Raw genomic sequence first — 17,263 nt, forward strand, 5'->3', positions numbered from 1 at the left:
ACCCATGGCCCGATCCGGCACCGACACCGCCCGACTGCTGCGCGACGCCGGAGCCGTCCTCCAAGCCGGCTTCGACGGCCTCACCCCGCCGGACTGGCTGCTGCGCCGGATCGGGGCCGGGGAGCTGGGCGGCGTCGCCCTCTTCCACCGCAATGTCCGCGACACCGGGCAGCTGGCCGCGCTCACCGGCCGGCTGCGCGAGCTGGAGCCGGACCTGCTGGTCGCCGTGGACGAGGAGGGCGGCGACGTCACCCGGCTCGAGATCGAGCACGGCTCCTCCTACCCGGGCAACCTGGCCCTCGGCAGCGCGGACGACCCGCGGCTGACCGAGCAGGTGGCCCGGGCCATCGGCGGGGACCTGGCCGCCGCCGGGATCAACCTGAACTACGCCCCGGTCGCCGACGTCAACGCGAACGCGGAAAACCCGGTGATCGGGGTGCGTTCGTTCGGCTCGGACAGCGCGCTGACGGTGCGTCACACCGCCGCGTACATCAAGGGTCTGCAAGCCGCCGGAGTCGCCGCCTGCGCCAAGCACTTCCCGGGACACGGCGACACGGGTACGGATTCGCACCTCGGCCTGCCGCTCATCGACTTCGACGACGCGCAGTTCGCACTGCATCTCGCGCCGTTCCGCGCGGCGGTCGCCGCCGGCTCGAAGTGCATCATGACCGCGCACATCCTCTTCCCGCGGTACGACGCCGCGCTGCCCGCGACGATGTCGCGCGCCGTGCTCACCGGCCTGCTGCGCGAGGAACTCGGATACGACGGTCTGATCATCACCGACGGGATCGACATGGGTTCGATCTCCGCGACGCACGGCATCGCCGAGGGCACCGTCAAGGCGCTGTCGGCCGGAGCGGACGCGATCTGCTTCGGCGGCGGCCTCGTCGGCGAGGACGCGTTCCTGTACCTGCGCAACGCGATCGTCTGGGCCGTGCGGGAGCGCCGCCTGTCGGAGGAAAGGCTGCACGAGGCCGCCGAACGCAACCGCGCGGTGGCACGGTGGTCGGCCGAGATCTGGGCGCAGCGCGCGGCCGGAACCGCGGGAGCCGCCGGAGCGGACGAGCCGGCGGTGACACCGGGCGTCGGGCTCGAGGCCGCGCGGCGAGCGTTGCGCGTGCACGGGGAGCTGAAGCCGCTCACCGGTCCCGCCTACGTCGTCGAGTTCTCCCCGCTGGTGAACATCGCCGTCGACACCGCGACTCGCTGGGGACTGCTCGCGCCGCTCGCCGAGCTGCTGCCTGGGACGACGGGCACGCGCGTTTCCGCACCAACCGCAGGTACCGAATCGGTCGGCCTGATGACGGTGCCCGTCGTCGACGAGAACGCACGCATCGACATCGCACCGCTGCTCGCCGCTGCGGTAGGCCGTCCACTCGTACTCGCCGTGCGGGACCTGAACCGCAACGCGTGGATGGCTGATGCGGTCAGCTCGATCGTCGCCGAGCGTCCGGACGCCGTCGTCGTCGAGTTGGGACTTCCGTACCGCCGGATCGATGAACTGGCAGCCCGAGGCGTGACCGTCGTCGCGACATACGGCGCGTCCCGCGTGTGCAGCCTCGCCGCAGCCGAGGCTATTTCCGGGCGGCGCGGCAAGGCCAGGTGAACCGCCCTTCTCGAACCGCCCTTCTCGAACCGTGAACCCCGAGAGGAACCGCCCCGCATGACGACCACCCCGGCCGGCCAGGCCGCGACCAGCCCGGAGCCCGGCGAGATCATGGCCAGGGAGATGGCCGAGCAGCCCGCCGTGCTCCAGCGCGTGCTGGACGAGGGCCTGCCGGCGATCCGCGAGGTGGCCGCCGAGATCGGCCGCCGCAGGCCGCGCTTCGTGCTGCTCACCGCGCGCGGCACCAGCGACAACGCCGCCTACTACGCCAAGTACCTGATCGAGGTCGGCCTCGGCGTTCCGGCCGGCCTGACCTCGATGTCCACGGCGACCGCCTACGGCGCGCGGCCGGACTTCAGCGACGTGCTCTCGATCACCGTCTCGCAGTCCGGCGGCTCGCCCGACCTGGTCGCCTACACCGAGATGGCGAAGGCCGCCGGGGCGCTCACCCTGGCCGTCACCAACGTGGCCGACTCACCGGTGAACCAGGCCAGCGAGCTGGCCCTCGACGTGCTGGCCGGTCCGGAGAAGGCGCTGCCGGCGACCAAGAGCTACACCGCGGAGCTGCTGACGCTCTTTCTGCTCGTCGACGCGGTGCGCGGCGGCGACGGCTCGGCAGCCAAGGGGCTGCCGGACCTGGCCGCCTCGATCCAGGACCGCCGCGACGAGGTGGCCAAGCTCGCCGAGCGCTACCGCTTCGCCTCCCGCCTGGTCATCACCTCGCGCGGCTACGGCTACCCGACCGCGCGCGAGGCCGCGCTGAAGATCATGGAGACCTCGTACCTCCCGGCGCACGCCTTCTCCGGCGCGGACCTGCTGCACGGCCCGCTGGCGATGGTGGACAACGTCTCCCCGGTCATCGCCATCGCCTCCGCGGGGGCCGGCGGCGCGGCCCTGGAGCCGGTCCTGGACCGCCTGCGCGAGCGCGGAGCAGACCTGGTCGTAGTCGGCTCCCGCGAGCACGTGGCGGGCGCCTCAGCGGGCTTCGTGCTGCCCTCAGGGGTCGCCGAGGAAGTCGCCCCGATCCTGGAGATCCTGCCGCTCCAGCAGCTCGCCTACGAGGTCACCACGGCCCGCGGCCTGAACCCCGACGCCCCGCGCGCGCTGGCGAAGGTCACTGAGACCAAGTAGCCGCGGAGAGCAGAAAAAGGGTCCTGCCCCGCGAGTGACTCGCGGGCGCAGGACCCTTGCTTTCTTCGCGACCCGCTAATGCATCTAGCGAGTCAGCGTCTAACGGGATGCGGCGCCTAACGAGATACGGCGTCCGGTTCGTCGGCAGGCAGCGCCTGCGCGGGAACCGCGGCGAGCGCGGTGGCGCGCCGGCCCAGCTTGCTCGGCCACCAGATCCGCCGGTCCAGGTCCATCGCCAGCGCGGTGACCAGGATCGAGCGGACGATGAAGGTGTCGAGCAGGACGCCCAGCGAGACGGTGAACCCGATCTCGGCGAAGCCCACCACCGGCAGCGTGCCCAGCACCCCGAAGGTGCCGGCCAGGATCATGCCGGCCGAGGTGATCACGCCGCCGGTCGCGGCCAGGCCGATCAGCGCGCCGCGCTTGGTGCCGACCTTGACCGCCTCCTCGCGGATGCGGGTCATCAGGAAGATGTTGTAGTCGATGCCGAGCGCGACCAGGAACACGAAGCTCAGCAGTGGATAGGCCGCGTCTTCACCGCTGAAGTGGAACACGTTGTTGAAGAAGATCACGCTCAGGCCCAGTGCGGCGCCGAACGAGAGCACCACCGTGCCGATCAGCACCAGCGGAGCGACCAGCGCGCGCAGCAGCAGGCCCAGGATCACCAGCACCACCAGCAGGATCAGCGGGATGATGACCTTGTCGTCGTGCTGCGAGGCGCGTTCGGTGTCCATGGTCACCGCGGTGTTGCCGCCGACCTTCGCGTCAGCGCCCTCAATCGCGTGCACGTTGGCGCGTACCTGATCCACGACGTTCTTCGCGGCCTGGCTGTCCGGAGCCGCCGTCAGGTTGCCCTGCATGTAGACGTATCCGTTCTTGCTGACCGGATCGTCCACCGAGGAGATGCCCGGCGTCGTCGCGAGCGCGACCTCCACCTGCGGGGCGTACGAGTCGTTCGCGATCACGACGACCGGGCTGCCCGCGCCGGCCGGGAAGTGCGCCGCGACGACCTGCTGGCCGATGATCGAGGGCGGGGTGTTGGTGAACTGGCCCGCGTTGGACAGGCCGTCCGCCTTGAGTCCGCTGATCCCGAAGGCGAGCGCGCCCAGGACGACCACGGTGCCGACCCACACGAGCCGCTGCCGCTTGGCGATGCCGCCGCCGATCTTCGCCCAGAATCCGGTGGCGGTCGGGTCCTCGGTGCCCGCGGTCGGGCGCACCGGCCAGAAGATCCACCGGCCGAAGATGGTCAGCAGCGCGGGCAGCAGCGTCACCATGGCCAGCAGCGCCACGATCACGCCGACCGCGCAGACCGGGCCGAGACCGCTGGTCGAGTTCATCTGAGCCGCCGTCAGGCAGAGCATGCCGATGCCGACGGTGGCGGCGGAGGCGATGATCGCGGGACCGGCGCGGTGCAGCGCGACCGCCATCGCCTCATGCCGGTCCTCATGCCGGCGCAGCTCTTCTCGATATCGGGCGACGAGCAGCAGTGCGTAGTCCGTCCCCGCGCCCATCACAAGGACGAGGAGGATGCCCGCGCTCTGTGCGTTAACCGTCAAGCCGTGCTTGGCCAGCAGGTAGACGACGCCCTCCGCGACCGTGAGCGCGAGACCGGCGGAGGTCAGCGGCAGCAACCACAGGACCGGGCTGCGATACGTCAGCAGCAGGAGAATCACGACGACGGCGATCGTCGAGTAGAGCAAGACCCCGTCGATCCCGCTGAACGCGGCGGATTCGTCGGCGCCCATACCGCCTGGACCGGTCACGTAGACCGTCAGACCCGGATCGCCGGTCGAAGCCGTCGACTTGAAGGCGTCCACCGCGGGCTTCAGATCGTTCCAGCCGTTGTTCTGGCCGAGCTCGATCTGCACGATCGTCTCGATGGCCTTGCCGTCCTTGGACGGGATCGGGCCGACGATCTTGTTCGTGGCGTGCGGCACCTTGGCGAACGCGGCGGCGTCCTGCCGGGCCTTGGTCAGGTCGGCGGGCGTGATGCCGCTCTCGCGCTGGTAGACCACCACGGTGGGCACCAGGCTGGTGGACTGGAACTGGCCGGTCAGGTTGAGCACCTGGGTGGATTCGGCGCTGCCCGGCAGCCAGCTGGACGCCTGGTTGTCCTCAGCGCCGGTCAGCTTTCCGGCCAGCGAGCCGAGCCCGACCAGCAGCACGACCCAGACGCCGAGCACGACCCATTTGCCGATCCGGCCGCCCGGTATACGCGCGAGCGTGTTCCCGGCGCGTCTTAGTGCGTTCATATCGCTTACCCCTCCGTAAACGCGATACATCGCGATCTGAGAGACACGATGTATCGCGAATGTGGGCGCTGTCAAGCGCCCGGTCCGAAACGACTACATCAGCACCGGGTTGTGGATCTCTAAAGCCCGAATGGTGCAGCATTGCCAGCGCTTGCCCCCATAGACGTATTAAGCCCCGTTTGCCCGACGGCCTTACAAACGCCCCGTGAGTGCGCCGTCAGCACGGCGCGCGCAGTCCGACCCAATCCTTGGGCACGCGGGCGCGCCGCGTCCAGGTAATTATTGCAGTCGCAATGGCGCCGCGGCGGGCGGGAAGACGCGGTGAAAAAGGTCCGGTGGCCCGCAGGCGGCGGACGGAAGACCCTCAACTTCCGTCCGCGCCTGCGGCCCTCTTCCGGCCGGGGGAGCGGTGCGTGGGCGGATGGTGCGGGCATCCGTCCGGCCGCGGCCCCGGCTCACCGGCGGGAACCTGCCGTGCGAGTCAGGGCGACACGGCGAGCGATTCCCGCTGGCCGGGGAGCGTGGCCGCCGTGGTGGGCGCCTCCGCCTCCCTGCCGTCCACCCACGTGCGGCGCGGGTGGAAGTCGTCCGACCACCAGACCAGGTCGGCGCGCGCGCCGACCGCGATCCGGCCGAGGTCGGTACGGCCGAGCGCGTCCGCCGGGATCCGGCTGGCCGCCTCGACGACCTGGGCCGCGGGCAGGCCCAGGGAGATCATGTTGCGTACTGCCTGATCCAGCGTCAGCGCCGAACCCGCGATGGTCCCGTCGGCGTTGCGCGGTACGCCGTCCGCGCCGAGTTCGACCGGAATGCCTGAGAGCTCGTAGTTGCCGGGCGGCATGCCGGCGGCGGCGATCGCGTCGGTGACCAATACGACCCGGCCGCGCGCGCCCTTCCACACCAGGCTGCACACCTCGGGCGCCACATGGTGCAGGTCGGCGATCAGCCCGCAGTAGAAGCGGCGGTCCGCCATGGTCGCGCCGGGCACGCCGGGCTCGCGGTGCGCGAGGCCGCGCTGCGCATTGAAGATGTGCGTGACCAACGTCGCGCCCATGTCGGCGGCGGCGGTGATCTGATCGGCCGTCGCATCGGTGTGGCCCACCGAGACGCGCACTCCGGCGCGGGTCAGCCGGCGGATCGCGTCGAGCGCGCCCGGCAGTTCCGGGGCGAGTGTGACCATGGTCAGCATCTCGTGGCCCGGCGCGCCGAGCAGCCGGTCGATCGCCTCGGGCGCCGGCTCGGCCAGGAAGCGCTTCTCGTGAACGCCGTGGCGCACCGGGGAGAGGAACGGGCCCTCCAGGTGCACGCCCAGGATCCGCGCGGCGACGCCAAGGCTCCAGTCACTGGCTTCTTGCCGCTCCCGCGCCTCGATCGCGGTGTGCAGCCCGGAGACCAGCGCACCGAGCGGAGCCGTGATGTACGTGGGCTGGAACGCGGTGACCCCGGTCGAGGGCAGCGACGCGGCGACCCGGTCCCACCCGTCATCGTCGGCCGAGCTGAAGTCCACTCCGAAGGCGCCGTTGATCTGGATGTCGACAAGGCCCGCGGTGAGCACTCCGTCGACCAGCACGACGTCGGCGGGAGCGCTCTCAAGTCCGTCCGCGAGGCGGACCGCGCGGATCACGCCGTCTTCGACGGCCACCGTCACCGGACCGGTCATCCGGCCGTCCAGGACCGCTCGGGGCGCCGAGATGGTGGGCACGCGACGACTCCTCCTGCGGTGCATGGACTAGCGGGCCGGGACGGCCGGTCTGCGCCGCTGTTCGGCGAGCCGTCACGATTGTGGACTAGACCAATCTCGGTTGTCCAGACCTCTGCGCATATTGGTCTGGACCACCGGAAGGGGACGCCGCGCGGGAACTCAACCGATCCGTTCGGCGACGGCGCGCAACGCCGCGGCCGCGATGTCCAGATCGCGCTCGGAGAGATCGGCGCGCGCGGTCAAGCGCAGCCGGGAGCGGCCGTCCGGCACCGACGGCGGCCGGAAACAGCCGACCGCGGTCCCGCGCTCGGCGCACAGCCCGGCCAGCTCGACCGCCAGATCCGGGTCGCCGATCAGCACCGAGGTGACCGCGCCGACCGGGGGAGTGGCGGTCAACCCGGCGGCGAGCGCGAGCCGGTGCAGGGTCCGGGCGTTCGCGCGCACCTGCTCGGCCAAGTACGGGCGCTCGCGCAGGATGCGCAGGGCCGCCGCCGCCGCGCCGACCGCCGCCGGAGCCAGGCCGGTGTCGAAGATGAACGGCCGCGCCGTGTCCACCAGGTGCGCGGTCACCGCCGCCGGCCCGAGCACGATCCCGCCCTGCGCGCCGAGCGACTTCGAGAGCGTCGCGGTCACCACCACGTCCGGCGCGCCGGCCAGACCCGCCGCGTGAACCGCGCCCCGGCCCCCCTCGCCGAACACGCCGATCCCGTGCGCCTCGTCCACGATCAGCACCGCGCCGTAATCCCGGCACGCCGCGGCCAGTTCCGCGAGCGGCGCCACGTCTCCGTCGACCGAGAAGACCGCGTCTGTCACGACGTACGCGCGCTCTTCCAGCCGTTCGGCCAGCGCCCTGCGCACCTCAGTCACCTCACGGTGCCCTACAACCTCGATGCGTGCCCTGGACAGCCTGCAGCCGTCAATGAGCGAAGCGTGATTGAGCGCGTCCGAGACGATCAGATCCCCGCGCCCCGCCAGCGCCGTGATCGCACCCAGGTTCGCCAGATAACCGGACGAGAAGACCAGCCCCGCCTCGGCGCCGACGAACTCGGCCAGCTGCCGCTCGAACTCGACGTGAGCCTCGGTCGTCCCGGTCACCAGCCGCGATCCGGTCGAGCCGCCACCCCAGACGCGCGCGGCGGCCGCGGCCGCGTCGGTGACCCGCGCGTCGCGCGCCAAGCCGAGGTAGTCGTTGCCGGCCAGATCCACCAGCCCACTGTGCGCGGGACGCGGCCGCAACCGCCGGCGCAGCCCCGCGGCCTCACGCTTGCGGGCGTGCTCGTCGAGCCAGCCGAGCGGGTCGGTCATCCGTCCGTCCTCTTTCCTATCGCGCTACGTTCGAAGATCTCCATGACGCGCAGCCCGGACGGATGCGCCTGGGATACTGAGCCAATGCCGTCCATGAACGATCTGGTCCGCGACCACTCCACCCTCGATGATCGAGACCTGGAGTGGCTGCACCTCATTGTCGCCGACTGGCAGATGCTCGCCGACCTCTCCTTCGCCGACCTCGTGCTCTGGGTGCCCACCGCCGACGAGACGCGGTACGTCGCGGTGGCGCAGATGCGCCCGAACACCGGCCCCACCTCGTATCCGGAGGATCTGGTCGGTCACGTGGTACCACGCGGCAAACGACCGCTGCTCGACCAGGCCTTGGACGAGGGTCGCATCATCCGGGAGGGCGACCCGGAATGGCGCGAGGCGGTGCCGGTGCGGGTCGAGGCGATCCCGGTGCGCCGGGCGGACCGGGTGATCGCGGTGATCGGCCGCAACACCAACCTGCTGACCGCCCGCACCCCGAGCCGGCTGGAGCTGACCTACCTGCAGACCGCGGCCGACCTGGCCCAGATGATCGCGACCGGCCGGTTCCCCAACCCGAAGTCGCGCAGCCACCTCGACGCGATGCCGCGGGTCGGCGACGGCATGATCCGCCTCGACGCGGACGGGGCGGTCACCTACGCCAGCCCCAACGCGGTGTCCATGTTCCACCGCCTCGGCCACGCCACCGACCTGATCGGCTCGCATTTCGGCAAGGTCTGCGCGGAGCTGCTCGACCCCGAGTCGGGCCCGATCGACGAGGCGCTGGCCTCCGCGGTGGACGGCCGCTCGCCCCGGGACACCGAGATGGAGACGATCGGCGGCGCGATGCGGCTGCGCACCATCCCGCTGCTGCCGCAGGGCACCCGGATCGGCGCGATGGTGCTGGTGCGCGACGTGACCGAGCTGCGCCGCCGGGACCGCGAGCTGGTGACCAAGGACGCGACGATCCGCGAGATCCATCATCGGGTGAAGAACAACCTGCAGAACGTCGCGGCGCTGCTGCGGCTTCAGGCGCGCCGGCTGGACGAGCCGCGCGGCCGGGCGGCGCTGAACGAGGCGGTGCGCCGGGTCGGCTCGATCGCCATCGTGCACGAGACCCTCTCGCAGACCCTGGACGAGCGGGTCGAGTTCGACGAGATCGCGGACCGGGTGCTGGCCATGGTGCTGGACTACTCGGCGGCCTCCGGCAGCGGCGCGTCCTCGCGCGGGGTGCAGTCCCGGCGGGTGGGTTCGTTCGGGGTGCTCTCGGCCCGGGTCGCCACGCCGCTGGCCATGGTGCTGACCGAGCTGCTGCAGAACGCGTTCGAGCACGGACTCGACGGCGCCGGCTCCTCGCTCGAGGTGACGGCCGTGCGGCGCGGTCCGGAGCTGACGATCCTGGTCGCCGATGACGGCCGCGGCCTGCCGCCAGGCTTCGACCCGGCCACCGCGGGCAACCTCGGCCTGCAGATCGTGCGGACCCTGGTGACCGGCGAGCTGAGCGGCACCTTCGACATGACGCCGCGGGAGGGCGGCGGCACCGTGGTGACCTTGGAGCTCAACGTCGGCGACTGAGTCGCCGCGGTCCCCTCACGACGCTGCGGCTTGAATTCGCCTTGCCGTCACCGAATGTTCACCGGGGAATGCCCCAGGGTGCGGACGCGCGGGAACAGCAAAACGCGGAGGGACCGGACGTGTCCGGTCCCTCCGCGTTGTCGCACCGCCGACGGTCAATCCCGTCGGCGGGCTGTACTTACGCTTGTCGCACTGTACTTCAGGGTTGCTCCAGCTTGGGCTCGCTGCCCGCCGGCTCTCAGGCCATGCGGGAGCGGGCGCGGGCGGCGCGGCGCTTGAGCGCGCGGCGCTCGTCCTCGCTCATCCCGCCCCAGACGCCCGCGTCCTGGCCGGACTCGAGCGCCCACTGGAGGCACTGGTCAATGACGTCGCAACGGCGGCAAACCGCCTTAGCGTCTTCGATCTGCAGCAGTGCCGGCCCGGTGTTCCCGATCGGGAAGAACAGCTCCGGGTCCTCATCGCGGCACGCGGCGCGGTGGCGCCAGTCCATCGGTCCTAACTCCTCGCGTAGTGCGCTCTGGACGGGGTGGGGTGCGCCCGCCCGAGCTTCAACGACTTCGTGCGCTTGTGCAGTGGTTACTGCGGGTACCGCAGCGCCGCGGGAAGTGCGGCGCTTGTCAGCAGTGGTCCTGGCGCCGCCACCACACGTGCGCCGGACTACTACCTAATGCAGACGCCACATGAATTGTTCCCGGTTCACTGATCTTCGGAAGATCTTGTGAATGTGAACTCTTTCACGAGCGTCTCCGCTCGAACCGGCGGGTCGATCTGGGACCGACCACGGCCAGGACGTGCGGGGGGTTCTTGGGCCTGGGCTGCCGCTGGTCCCACGGGACCGGCTGGTGGGCCGGACACTCCGCGCTGAGCGATCACAGCCGTTGTTTCAAGGCCGTGAACAAGCGTGGCAGGCCCGGGCGCCCAGCACAAGGGTCTGTCGAGGTGATTTTGGATTTCTCAGGTGTCTGCTGGATCACACCTTGCCTTCGAAGGCACGCGCCGAAGGCGGTGGCAGTGAGTCCAAGGTTCCGCGGCCTAGCGGGCCTCGGTCCGCGACCTGCCTGGCCAACGGCGCGGTGCGGACGGTCGTCCCGCCGGAACCCAGTACATCACGCGAACACGCGCAGTGCATCGGGAACACTACGGAATGTCACACGTTCGCGTGGTCCCAGGTAGTCGCCGTCCACCTGGAACTCGACCGGACGCTGGGCCGAAAGGGTGAGCTCCGGCAGGTCGTGCCGGATCAGCACCCCGCGACCGTCGCCCAGCCGCCGCGAATTCGCGATTAACCGCCCGACCGTCCGCCAAACGGGGAGGGCGGACATGCTGGAAAGCCCGAACAGGTCCAGCCCGGTCATGAAACTTGCCTCCGGGGTGGCCAGGATCGGGCGGCTGCCGAGGTAAGTCCAGGGCGCCGTGTTGGCCAGCACCGCCATGAACAGCGGCGGCAGTTCCGTGCCGTCCGCGAGCGTCACGCTGATCGGCGCGGTCCTGCGGTCGGTGTTCCTGAAGTACTCGGCGAGCGCGGAACGGATATAAAGCGCCCCCGTCGAGCGCCGGCCTTCCGCCCGCTGCCGTTCCACGGCCCCGACGACGGCAGCGTCGAATCCGTAGCCGGCCGAGAAGGTGAAGTATCGGGGCGCGCTCTCGCCGTCCGAGTAGGCCGCGCCCATGGAGACAAGGCGCGTGCGCTGCTCGCGTAGGAGCCGAAGCAGCGCACCGGTGGCTTCGACGGCGTGGTTCGGCAGGCCGAGTGCGCGGGCGAAGACGTTGGTCGAGCCGCCGGGCACGACCGCGAGCGCGGGGACCTCCAGTCCGGGCCCGTCTGCGAGCAGGCCGGTGACCACCTCGTTGACGGTGCCGTCGCCGCCGAAGGCGATGACCACGTCGACGCCTTCCTCGGCGGCGTCGCGCGCCAGCTCGGCGGCGTGACCGCGCCGTTCGGTGCGTACGGTGCGCAGGTCGAGGGCCGAGGAGAGAGCCCCGACCAGCACATCGCAGGTGCGTTCCGTGGCGGTGGTCGCCTTCGGGTTCATCACCAGCAGCCCGGTGCGCACGGACCACTGGCGCTCTTGATTGGCTTCGGGCGTGGCCAACCGCTCGTCGGACATGCAGCAAACAGTACATATGACAGGGGCGACTGTGCTGTCTGAGGTCGGGGCGCGGAGTTGTACGCTGCGAAGGTGAGTCAGAAGACCGTACCTGCGAAGCCCGCTACGCCTAAGAAGGCCGCGCCTAAGCCCGCTCCTAAGACCGTGCCTGAGAGCGCCGCCGCGTCCCCGGCGAACGGCGGACCGGGCGAGCACGGATCGGCCGTGCAGGCCTCGTCGGATCGGCCCGGGACGGTTACCGCGGCGGCGGTGCTCACCGCGCTGGTCGCCGCGCTGCTCCTCGGCTACGGGATCTACCTCGTCGTCGCCGGACTGAGCGGCCAGCCGGTGCTGCGCAGCCGGGCCGAACTCGGCGGGGCGATGTTCGCGATCTTCGGGCTCGGCGTCGGCTGGGTCGCCCGCGGCCTGCTGCGCTGCGAGACCTGGGCGCGGACCCCCGCGCTGCTGACCCACCTGCTGGTGCTCGCGGCCTGCTACTGGATGGTGCAGGGCGATCTCTACGGCGAGGCGGTGCCGACCGGGCTCTACGGCCTGGCCGGAATCGTGCTGCTGTTCGTCCCGGCCTCGCACCGCGTGCTCAGCCGGGACGTTCGCTGAGCTCTTAAGCCGACCGCTTACTCGTCGACAAGCAGCTTCTCGCGCAGCTGCGCCAGCGTGCGGGCGAGCAGCCGGGAGACGTGCATCTGAGAAATGCCGATCTCGTCGGCGATCTGAGACTGCGTCATGTTGCCGAAGAAACGCAGCAGCAGGATCCGCTTCTCGCGGGCCGGCAGCTGCTCGAGCAGCGGCTTGAGCGACTCGCGGTACTCCACGCCCTCCAGCGCCTCGTCCTCGCTGCCGAGCGAGTCGGCCACCGCCGGGGACTCGTCGTCGCCGGACTCGGGCACGTCGAGGGACAGCGTCGAGTAGGCGTTAGCCGATTCGAGCCCTTCGAGTACCTCCTCCTCGGTCAGCCCGAGGTGCCCGGCCAGCTCGGCGACCGTGGGGGAGCGGCCGTTGCGCTGGGACAGCTCGCTGGTCGCCGCGGTCAGCGAGAGCCGCAGCTCCTGGAGCCTGCGCGGCACCCGCACCGCCCAGCCCTTGTCCCGGAAGTGCCGCTTGATCTCGCCGATGATGGTCGGCGTCGCGTAGGTGGAGAACTCGACGCCGCGCTGCGGGTCGAACCGGTCCACCGACTTGATCAGGCCGATCGTGGCCACCTGGGTCAGGTCGTCCAGCGGCTCGCCGCGGTTGCGGAAGCGCCGGGCCAGGTGCTCGACCAGCGGCAGGTGCATGCGCACCAGCCGGTCGCGGATCTGCGCCCGGGCCGGGTCCTCGGGGGACAGCTCGGCCATCCGCCGGAACAGCTCGCGGGCCTCGGCGTGCGCGGCGGCGTGCGCCGAGCTGCGCGGCGTCGCCTGCGGCGTGCGCTGCGCTCCGGGACCGGCCACCGTTTCCGCCTCGGGCGCGGCGGCGGGCTCCGGCAGGTCGAACGCGCCCTCGCCGTCCAGGTCTGCCGCCTCAGCCATCTGCGCGCCGTCCAGGTCCAAGCTCTCGTGGTCTACCGCGTCGCCGCTCGCGGGCTCGCCGACGACGGCCACGCCGTCGGGAAGACCGCCGGAAGCCTCGGTGATCGGGGTCTGCGCGGTAGTCACTGAGCCGTCTTCTCCGCGCCGTCGCGCCGCTTGACCATGGTGATCGCCACGGTGCGTCCATCCGCTGCGGTCACCGCGTCCACCTCGCCGGCCAGCGCGGTCAGCACCGTCCAGGCGAAGGTGTCGCGGGCCGGCGGCTTGCCGTCCGAGGTGGGCGCCGAGACCGTGATCGCCAGCGCGCTGCCGGCCAGGTCGAACCGGCAGGTGAGGCTGGTGCCCTCGACCGCCTTCTGCAGCAGCATCGCGCAGGACTCGTCGACCGCGATCCGCAGATCCTCGATCTCGTCCAGAGTGAAGTCGAGCCGGGCGGCCAGGCCGGCGGTCGCGGTACGCAGTACGGAGAGATAGGCCCCGACGGCCGGGATCCGCACCTCCACGAAGTCGCGATCCTCCACCGCGGTCGCCCCTCCAGCCGAGCTGAGCCTTGTAGCGGCTTGTGTCAGTCCAACCGCGCCCTGGTCCACTGTATGTGCCTCCTGCGTCCGTGCCAGGCGTCTGCGCCGCGCCGACCGCACGCATCGTATGCAGTCCGCACCCTGCCGTGAGAAGAAAGTACCTCCAACGGGTGACCGCTGTCGCCTCGCAACACTGATACGTCCGAGCTTCGGCGACGATTCGCCGCACCCGACAGGGAAAACGGCCGGGACCCCCGCAGTCGTTCCCGGGGCCCCGGCCGTGGAAGAGGCCGAAGTGTGCAGGTCAGGCGGCCTGCTTGGTCTCCCAGAAGATCTTGTCGATCTCGCCGATCAGGTCGAGCAGCCGCTGCCCGGTCGCCGGGTCGTTAGAGCCCTTGACGCCGCCGGCCCCGGCCGCCTTCACCGCGTCGTTGAACAGACCGTGCAGCTGCGGGTACTTCTCGAAGTGCGGGGCCTTGAAGTAGTCGGCCCACAGCACTTCGAGGTGGTGCTTGACCAGCTCGGCCCGCTGCTCCTTGATCTGTACCGCGCGGGTGCGGAACGCGGCGTCCTCGTTGCCCTGGTACTTCTCCTGGATGGCCTTCACCGACTCGGCCTCGATCCGGGCCTGCGCCGGGTCGTAGACACCACACGGCAGGTCGCAGTGCGCGTGAACGGTCAGCTTCGGAGCGAAGATGCGCATAGGTTGAACCCCTTACGGTCCTCGACGATTCGGTTCGATCCGAGCCTACTCCGGGCTGATCGGCCCTGCCGCGCGTGGGATCATCGACTGATGTGAGCGCTGTCACCGGTTTGGTCCCGTGGGGGTTGGCACGGGTGTCAGGAGCCTCGATGGTGCCGGCGTACTACGACGGCGACAGGCTTCTGGTTCGCTACGGGGGAGCGCTCGGCCCGGGAGACGCAGTACTCGCCCGCGATCCGCGCGATCCGCAGCTGGTGCTGCTTAAGCGGATCGCGCGGCGCGAAGGCGGCGGCTGGTGGCTGCTCGCGGACAACCCTTACGCACCAGGCGATTCTCGCCAATTCGGTGCGGTACCGGACGCGTTGGTGCTCGGCCGGGTGGTCGTGCGCCTGTGGCCGCCCAGAGCGGCACGAGCGCGCCTCTCCCGCCTTTCGGGCGGTTCGGCAGGCGTGCTCAGGCGGTGGCGCCGGAGGTAGCCAAGGCGGCCTCGCGGCGGCGGGCACGGTACGCGGCGACGTTCGCCCGTGTCGCGCAGCGCTCGGAGCAGTAGCGGCGTGAGCGGTTCGTGGATGTGTCAATGAACACATCCCGGCACGGCGACGCCTGGCAGACGCCAAGCCGGTCCATCCCGACCTCGGTCGCCTGAACCGCCAGGCCCATGCAGGCCTTGGCGCCATACGCGGCCGCGGTAGACGGCGCGCCCTCGGCCAGGTGCAGGTGCCAGTCGGTGTCGTCGTGCCCGGAGATCTGAGGCCTGATGGGGTACTGCTCGAGCAGCTGGTTCAGGACGGTCACGGCCTGCTGCGGGTTGCCCGCGTCCACCGCGTCGAAGACGACTCGCAGCCGCTGCCGCAGCGACCGCAGTTCCATCAGGTCCCCGTGAGTGAGCCGTCCACAGGCCCCTTGGCGGGACAGCAGTGCCCGCGCGTCGTCGACCGTCGTGAGATGGTCCTGGTCGCGGTACGGATCGGCCGTGTTCACCAGCTGTACGGCGCGGTCCGCGTAGGAGGCAAGTTCCACTGCGTTGACCTCGGTAATGTCATTCGGAAGGCGGTTCGCGGTTCGGTGTCCGCCTGCTTACCGTACGCGATTCGCGGCTCCCGTGAGCAGGCTTGCCGTTACGGTACGCCTCTGTACGGTCCTGGCAAGGGACGTTGTACTAATTCAACACTGTGTGCCTTGTCGCCGAACCGAGCGATTCCCTGGAATCAGTCGAGCCGGGCGGCGTAATCTTTTTCCAAGCGACCGGACACCAACGGTTACGGTCGGCCTGAGCCGCGTTCCTCACCCTCGCGCGGTCCGGAGCTGGCCTTCCTCCACCCTCCTGGTGCCTCGACGGTGCCGCCGCCGGAGACGGTATTTGCCTACCCGCTGTAGGCCGTCTCGGTGCGCACGCCGCGGGGACGCCTGCAATCGACCGAAGGATGTTCCCTCATGCCCGCGCATGATGACACCGGCAATCCCGTTTTCGAGCTGCACCGCGGCGGCAAGCTCGAGGTCGCCGCGACGGTGCCGCTGCGTGACCGTTCCGACCTCTCGCTCGCGTACACCCCGGGTGTGGCCGAGGTGTGCACCGCGATCGCCGAGCGGCCCGAGCTGGCCCTCGACTACACCTGGAAGTCCAATACCGTCGCCGTGGTCACCGACGGCACCGCCGTGCTCGGCCTCGGCGACATCGGCCCGCTCGCGGCGCTGCCCGTGATGGAGGGCAAGGCGATCCTGTTCAAGCAGTTCGGCGGGGTGGACGCGGTCCCGGTCTGCCTGGACTGCACCGACGTGGACGAGCTGGTGGAGACGATCGCCCGGCTCGCCCCGGCCTTCGGCGGAATCAACCTCGAGGACATCTCCGCGCCGCGCTGCTTCGAGATCGAGGCCCGCCTGCAGGAGCGGCTGGACATCCCGGTCTTCCACGACGACCAGCACGGCACCGCGATCGTGCTGCTCGCCGCGCTGCGCAATGCGGCGAAGGTGACCGGGCGCGTCCTCGGCGACCTGCGCGCGGTGATCTCGGGGGCGGGCGCCGCGGGCGTCGCCATCGCGAAGATCCTGGTGCAGGCGGGAATCGGCGACGTGGCCGTGGCCGACTCCAAGGGCATCGTGGACGTGACCCGCGAGGACCTGACGCCGGTCAAGCGCGAGCTGGCGGCGCTCACCAACCGGGCCGGGCTGACCGGCAGCCTGGAGTCCGCGATGGCCGGGGCCGACGTGTTCATCGGGGTCTCGGCCGGCACGGTGCCCGAGTCCGCGGTCGCCACGATGGCCCGCGACTGCATCATCACGGCGATGGCGAATCCGAACCCGGAGATCCACCCCGACGTGGCGGGCAGGTACGCGGCCGTGGTCGCCACCGGCAGGTCCGACTTCCCGAACCAGGTCAACAACGTGCTGGCCTTCCCGGGTGTGTTCGCCGGCGCGCTGTCGGTGCGCGCCGCGCAGATCACCGAGTCGATGAAGCTGGCCGCCGCCGACGCGCTGGCCGAGGTGGTCGCGGACGAGCTCTCGCCCGAGTGCGTCATCCCCTCGCCGTTCGACCCGCGGGTGGCCCCGGCGGTCACGGCCGCGGTCGCGCAGGCGGCCCGGGACGCGGGTGTCGCGCGGCGATAGCCGAAGGGGCGCCAGCCCCGAATACAGCGTTACTCCAAACCACGTGCGGCCACCGGCTGTGACTTCGGTCCCAGACGGTGGCCGCCTGGGTTACCGATCGGTAGGGTGAGGCGCATGTTCGCCGTCTACGCCGCAGCCATCGACAAGGACGAACCGCTCAAGGGACTGGAGCTGGGCGAACGCCCCGAGCCGGCCGTCCCGGAGGGGTGGACCACGGTCCGGCTGCGTGCCGCCGCGCTCAACCATCACGACCT

Annotated in this window: 14 protein-coding genes and 2 pseudogenes; 7 read left to right on the plus strand and 9 right to left on the minus strand. The window is 70.7% G+C overall.

Annotated features, from left to right (window positions below):
* Window positions 1-4 precede the first annotated feature (4 nt).
* The gene (locus VFB40_RS24220; protein ID WP_324854502.1) at window positions 5-1,606 is read left to right on the plus strand and encodes a glycoside hydrolase family 3 protein; all 1,602 of its coding nucleotides are present in this window, start codon (window positions 5-7) and stop codon (window positions 1,604-1,606) included.
* A 57-nt stretch (window positions 1,607-1,663) separates the two neighbouring features.
* Window positions 1,664-2,737 carry an SIS domain-containing protein gene (locus VFB40_RS24225; protein ID WP_324854505.1) on the plus strand — a complete coding sequence of 358 codons (1,074 nt, stop codon included), beginning with the start codon at window positions 1,664-1,666 and terminating at the stop codon, window positions 2,735-2,737.
* A 116-nt stretch (window positions 2,738-2,853) separates the two neighbouring features.
* Here VFB40_RS24225 and VFB40_RS24230 read toward each other — a convergent pair whose 3' ends face one another.
* The 3 genes from VFB40_RS24230 to bioF all read right to left on the minus strand — a co-directional run bounded on the left by VFB40_RS24230 (window position 2,854) and on the right by bioF (window position 7,999).
* A complete protein-coding gene (locus tag VFB40_RS24230) occupies window positions 2,854-4,992 on the minus strand; it encodes an MMPL family transporter (protein WP_324854507.1) in 2,139 nt (712 codons plus the stop codon).
* A gap of 481 nt (window positions 4,993-5,473) precedes the next feature.
* A complete protein-coding gene (nagA, locus tag VFB40_RS24235) occupies window positions 5,474-6,694 on the minus strand; it encodes an N-acetylglucosamine-6-phosphate deacetylase (RefSeq protein WP_324854509.1) in 1,221 nt (406 codons plus the stop codon).
* A gap of 159 nt (window positions 6,695-6,853) precedes the next feature.
* Complete coding sequence (bioF, locus tag VFB40_RS24240; RefSeq protein WP_324854511.1) at window positions 6,854-7,999, minus strand: 8-amino-7-oxononanoate synthase; 1,146 nt, start codon at window positions 7,997-7,999, stop codon at window positions 6,854-6,856.
* 84 nt (window positions 8,000-8,083) lie between these two features.
* Between bioF and VFB40_RS24245 the strand changes: the two genes are divergently transcribed.
* Complete coding sequence (locus VFB40_RS24245) at window positions 8,084-9,565, plus strand: histidine kinase N-terminal domain-containing protein (RefSeq protein WP_349261619.1); 1,482 nt, start codon at window positions 8,084-8,086, stop codon at window positions 9,563-9,565.
* 238 nt (window positions 9,566-9,803) lie between these two features.
* Here the strand turns inward: VFB40_RS24245 and VFB40_RS24250 are convergent, their stop codons facing one another.
* Window positions 9,804-10,055 carry a WhiB family transcriptional regulator gene (locus tag VFB40_RS24250; protein WP_211470702.1) on the minus strand — a complete coding sequence of 84 codons (252 nt, stop codon included), beginning with the start codon at window positions 10,053-10,055 and terminating at the stop codon, window positions 9,804-9,806.
* A gap of 616 nt (window positions 10,056-10,671) precedes the next feature.
* On the minus strand, window positions 10,672-11,598 hold the full coding sequence (locus VFB40_RS24255; protein ID WP_349261624.1) for a diacylglycerol/lipid kinase family protein: 927 nt from the start codon (window positions 11,596-11,598) through the stop codon (window positions 10,672-10,674).
* A gap of 219 nt (window positions 11,599-11,817) precedes the next feature.
* Between VFB40_RS24255 and VFB40_RS24260 the strand changes: the two genes are divergently transcribed.
* Window positions 11,818-12,270 (plus strand): hypothetical protein, encoded by a 453-nt coding sequence (locus VFB40_RS24260; RefSeq protein ID WP_324854519.1) that lies wholly within the window; start codon window positions 11,818-11,820, stop codon window positions 12,268-12,270.
* A gap of 17 nt (window positions 12,271-12,287) precedes the next feature.
* Here the strand turns inward: VFB40_RS24260 and VFB40_RS24265 are convergent, their stop codons facing one another.
* From VFB40_RS24265 to sodN, 3 genes are all read right to left on the minus strand, one after another.
* Complete coding sequence (locus VFB40_RS24265) at window positions 12,288-13,181, minus strand: RNA polymerase sigma factor SigF (protein ID WP_414642142.1); 894 nt, start codon at window positions 13,179-13,181, stop codon at window positions 12,288-12,290.
* Window positions 13,182-13,303: 122 nt separating this feature from the next.
* On the minus strand, window positions 13,304-13,702 hold the full coding sequence (locus tag VFB40_RS24270) for an ATP-binding protein (protein ID WP_324854523.1): 399 nt from the start codon (window positions 13,700-13,702) through the stop codon (window positions 13,304-13,306).
* A 304-nt stretch (window positions 13,703-14,006) separates the two neighbouring features.
* A complete protein-coding gene (gene sodN / locus VFB40_RS24275; RefSeq protein ID WP_324854525.1) occupies window positions 14,007-14,405 on the minus strand; it encodes a superoxide dismutase, Ni in 399 nt (132 codons plus the stop codon).
* A 134-nt stretch (window positions 14,406-14,539) separates the two neighbouring features.
* Between sodN and VFB40_RS24280 the strand changes: the two genes are divergently transcribed.
* Entirely contained in the window at window positions 14,540-14,881 is a 342-nt protein-coding gene (locus VFB40_RS24280) for a S24 family peptidase (RefSeq protein ID WP_324854531.1), read from the plus strand.
* On the opposite strand, the gene VFB40_RS24285 is transcribed toward VFB40_RS24280, so the two are convergent.
* Window positions 14,859-15,425: a CGNR zinc finger domain-containing protein gene (locus tag VFB40_RS24285; protein ID WP_324854527.1), complete on the minus strand. Its 567-nt coding sequence runs from the start codon at window positions 15,423-15,425 to the stop codon at window positions 14,859-14,861. The genes VFB40_RS24280 and VFB40_RS24285 overlap by 23 nt on opposite strands.
* A 441-nt stretch (window positions 15,426-15,866) precedes the next feature.
* Between VFB40_RS24285 and VFB40_RS24290 the strand changes: the two are divergent.
* Window positions 15,867-17,009 (plus strand): annotated as a pseudogene (locus tag VFB40_RS24290) (NAD(P)-dependent malic enzyme); the annotation flags it as partial.
* A gap of 114 nt (window positions 17,010-17,123) precedes the next feature.
* Window positions 17,124-17,263: pseudogene (locus VFB40_RS28675) on the plus strand (Zn-dependent oxidoreductase); the annotation flags it as partial.

Origin of the sequence: Actinocrinis sp., assembly GCF_035650855.1 — a bacterium.
Classification (GTDB): domain Bacteria; phylum Actinomycetota; class Actinomycetes; order Streptomycetales; family Catenulisporaceae; genus Actinocrinis.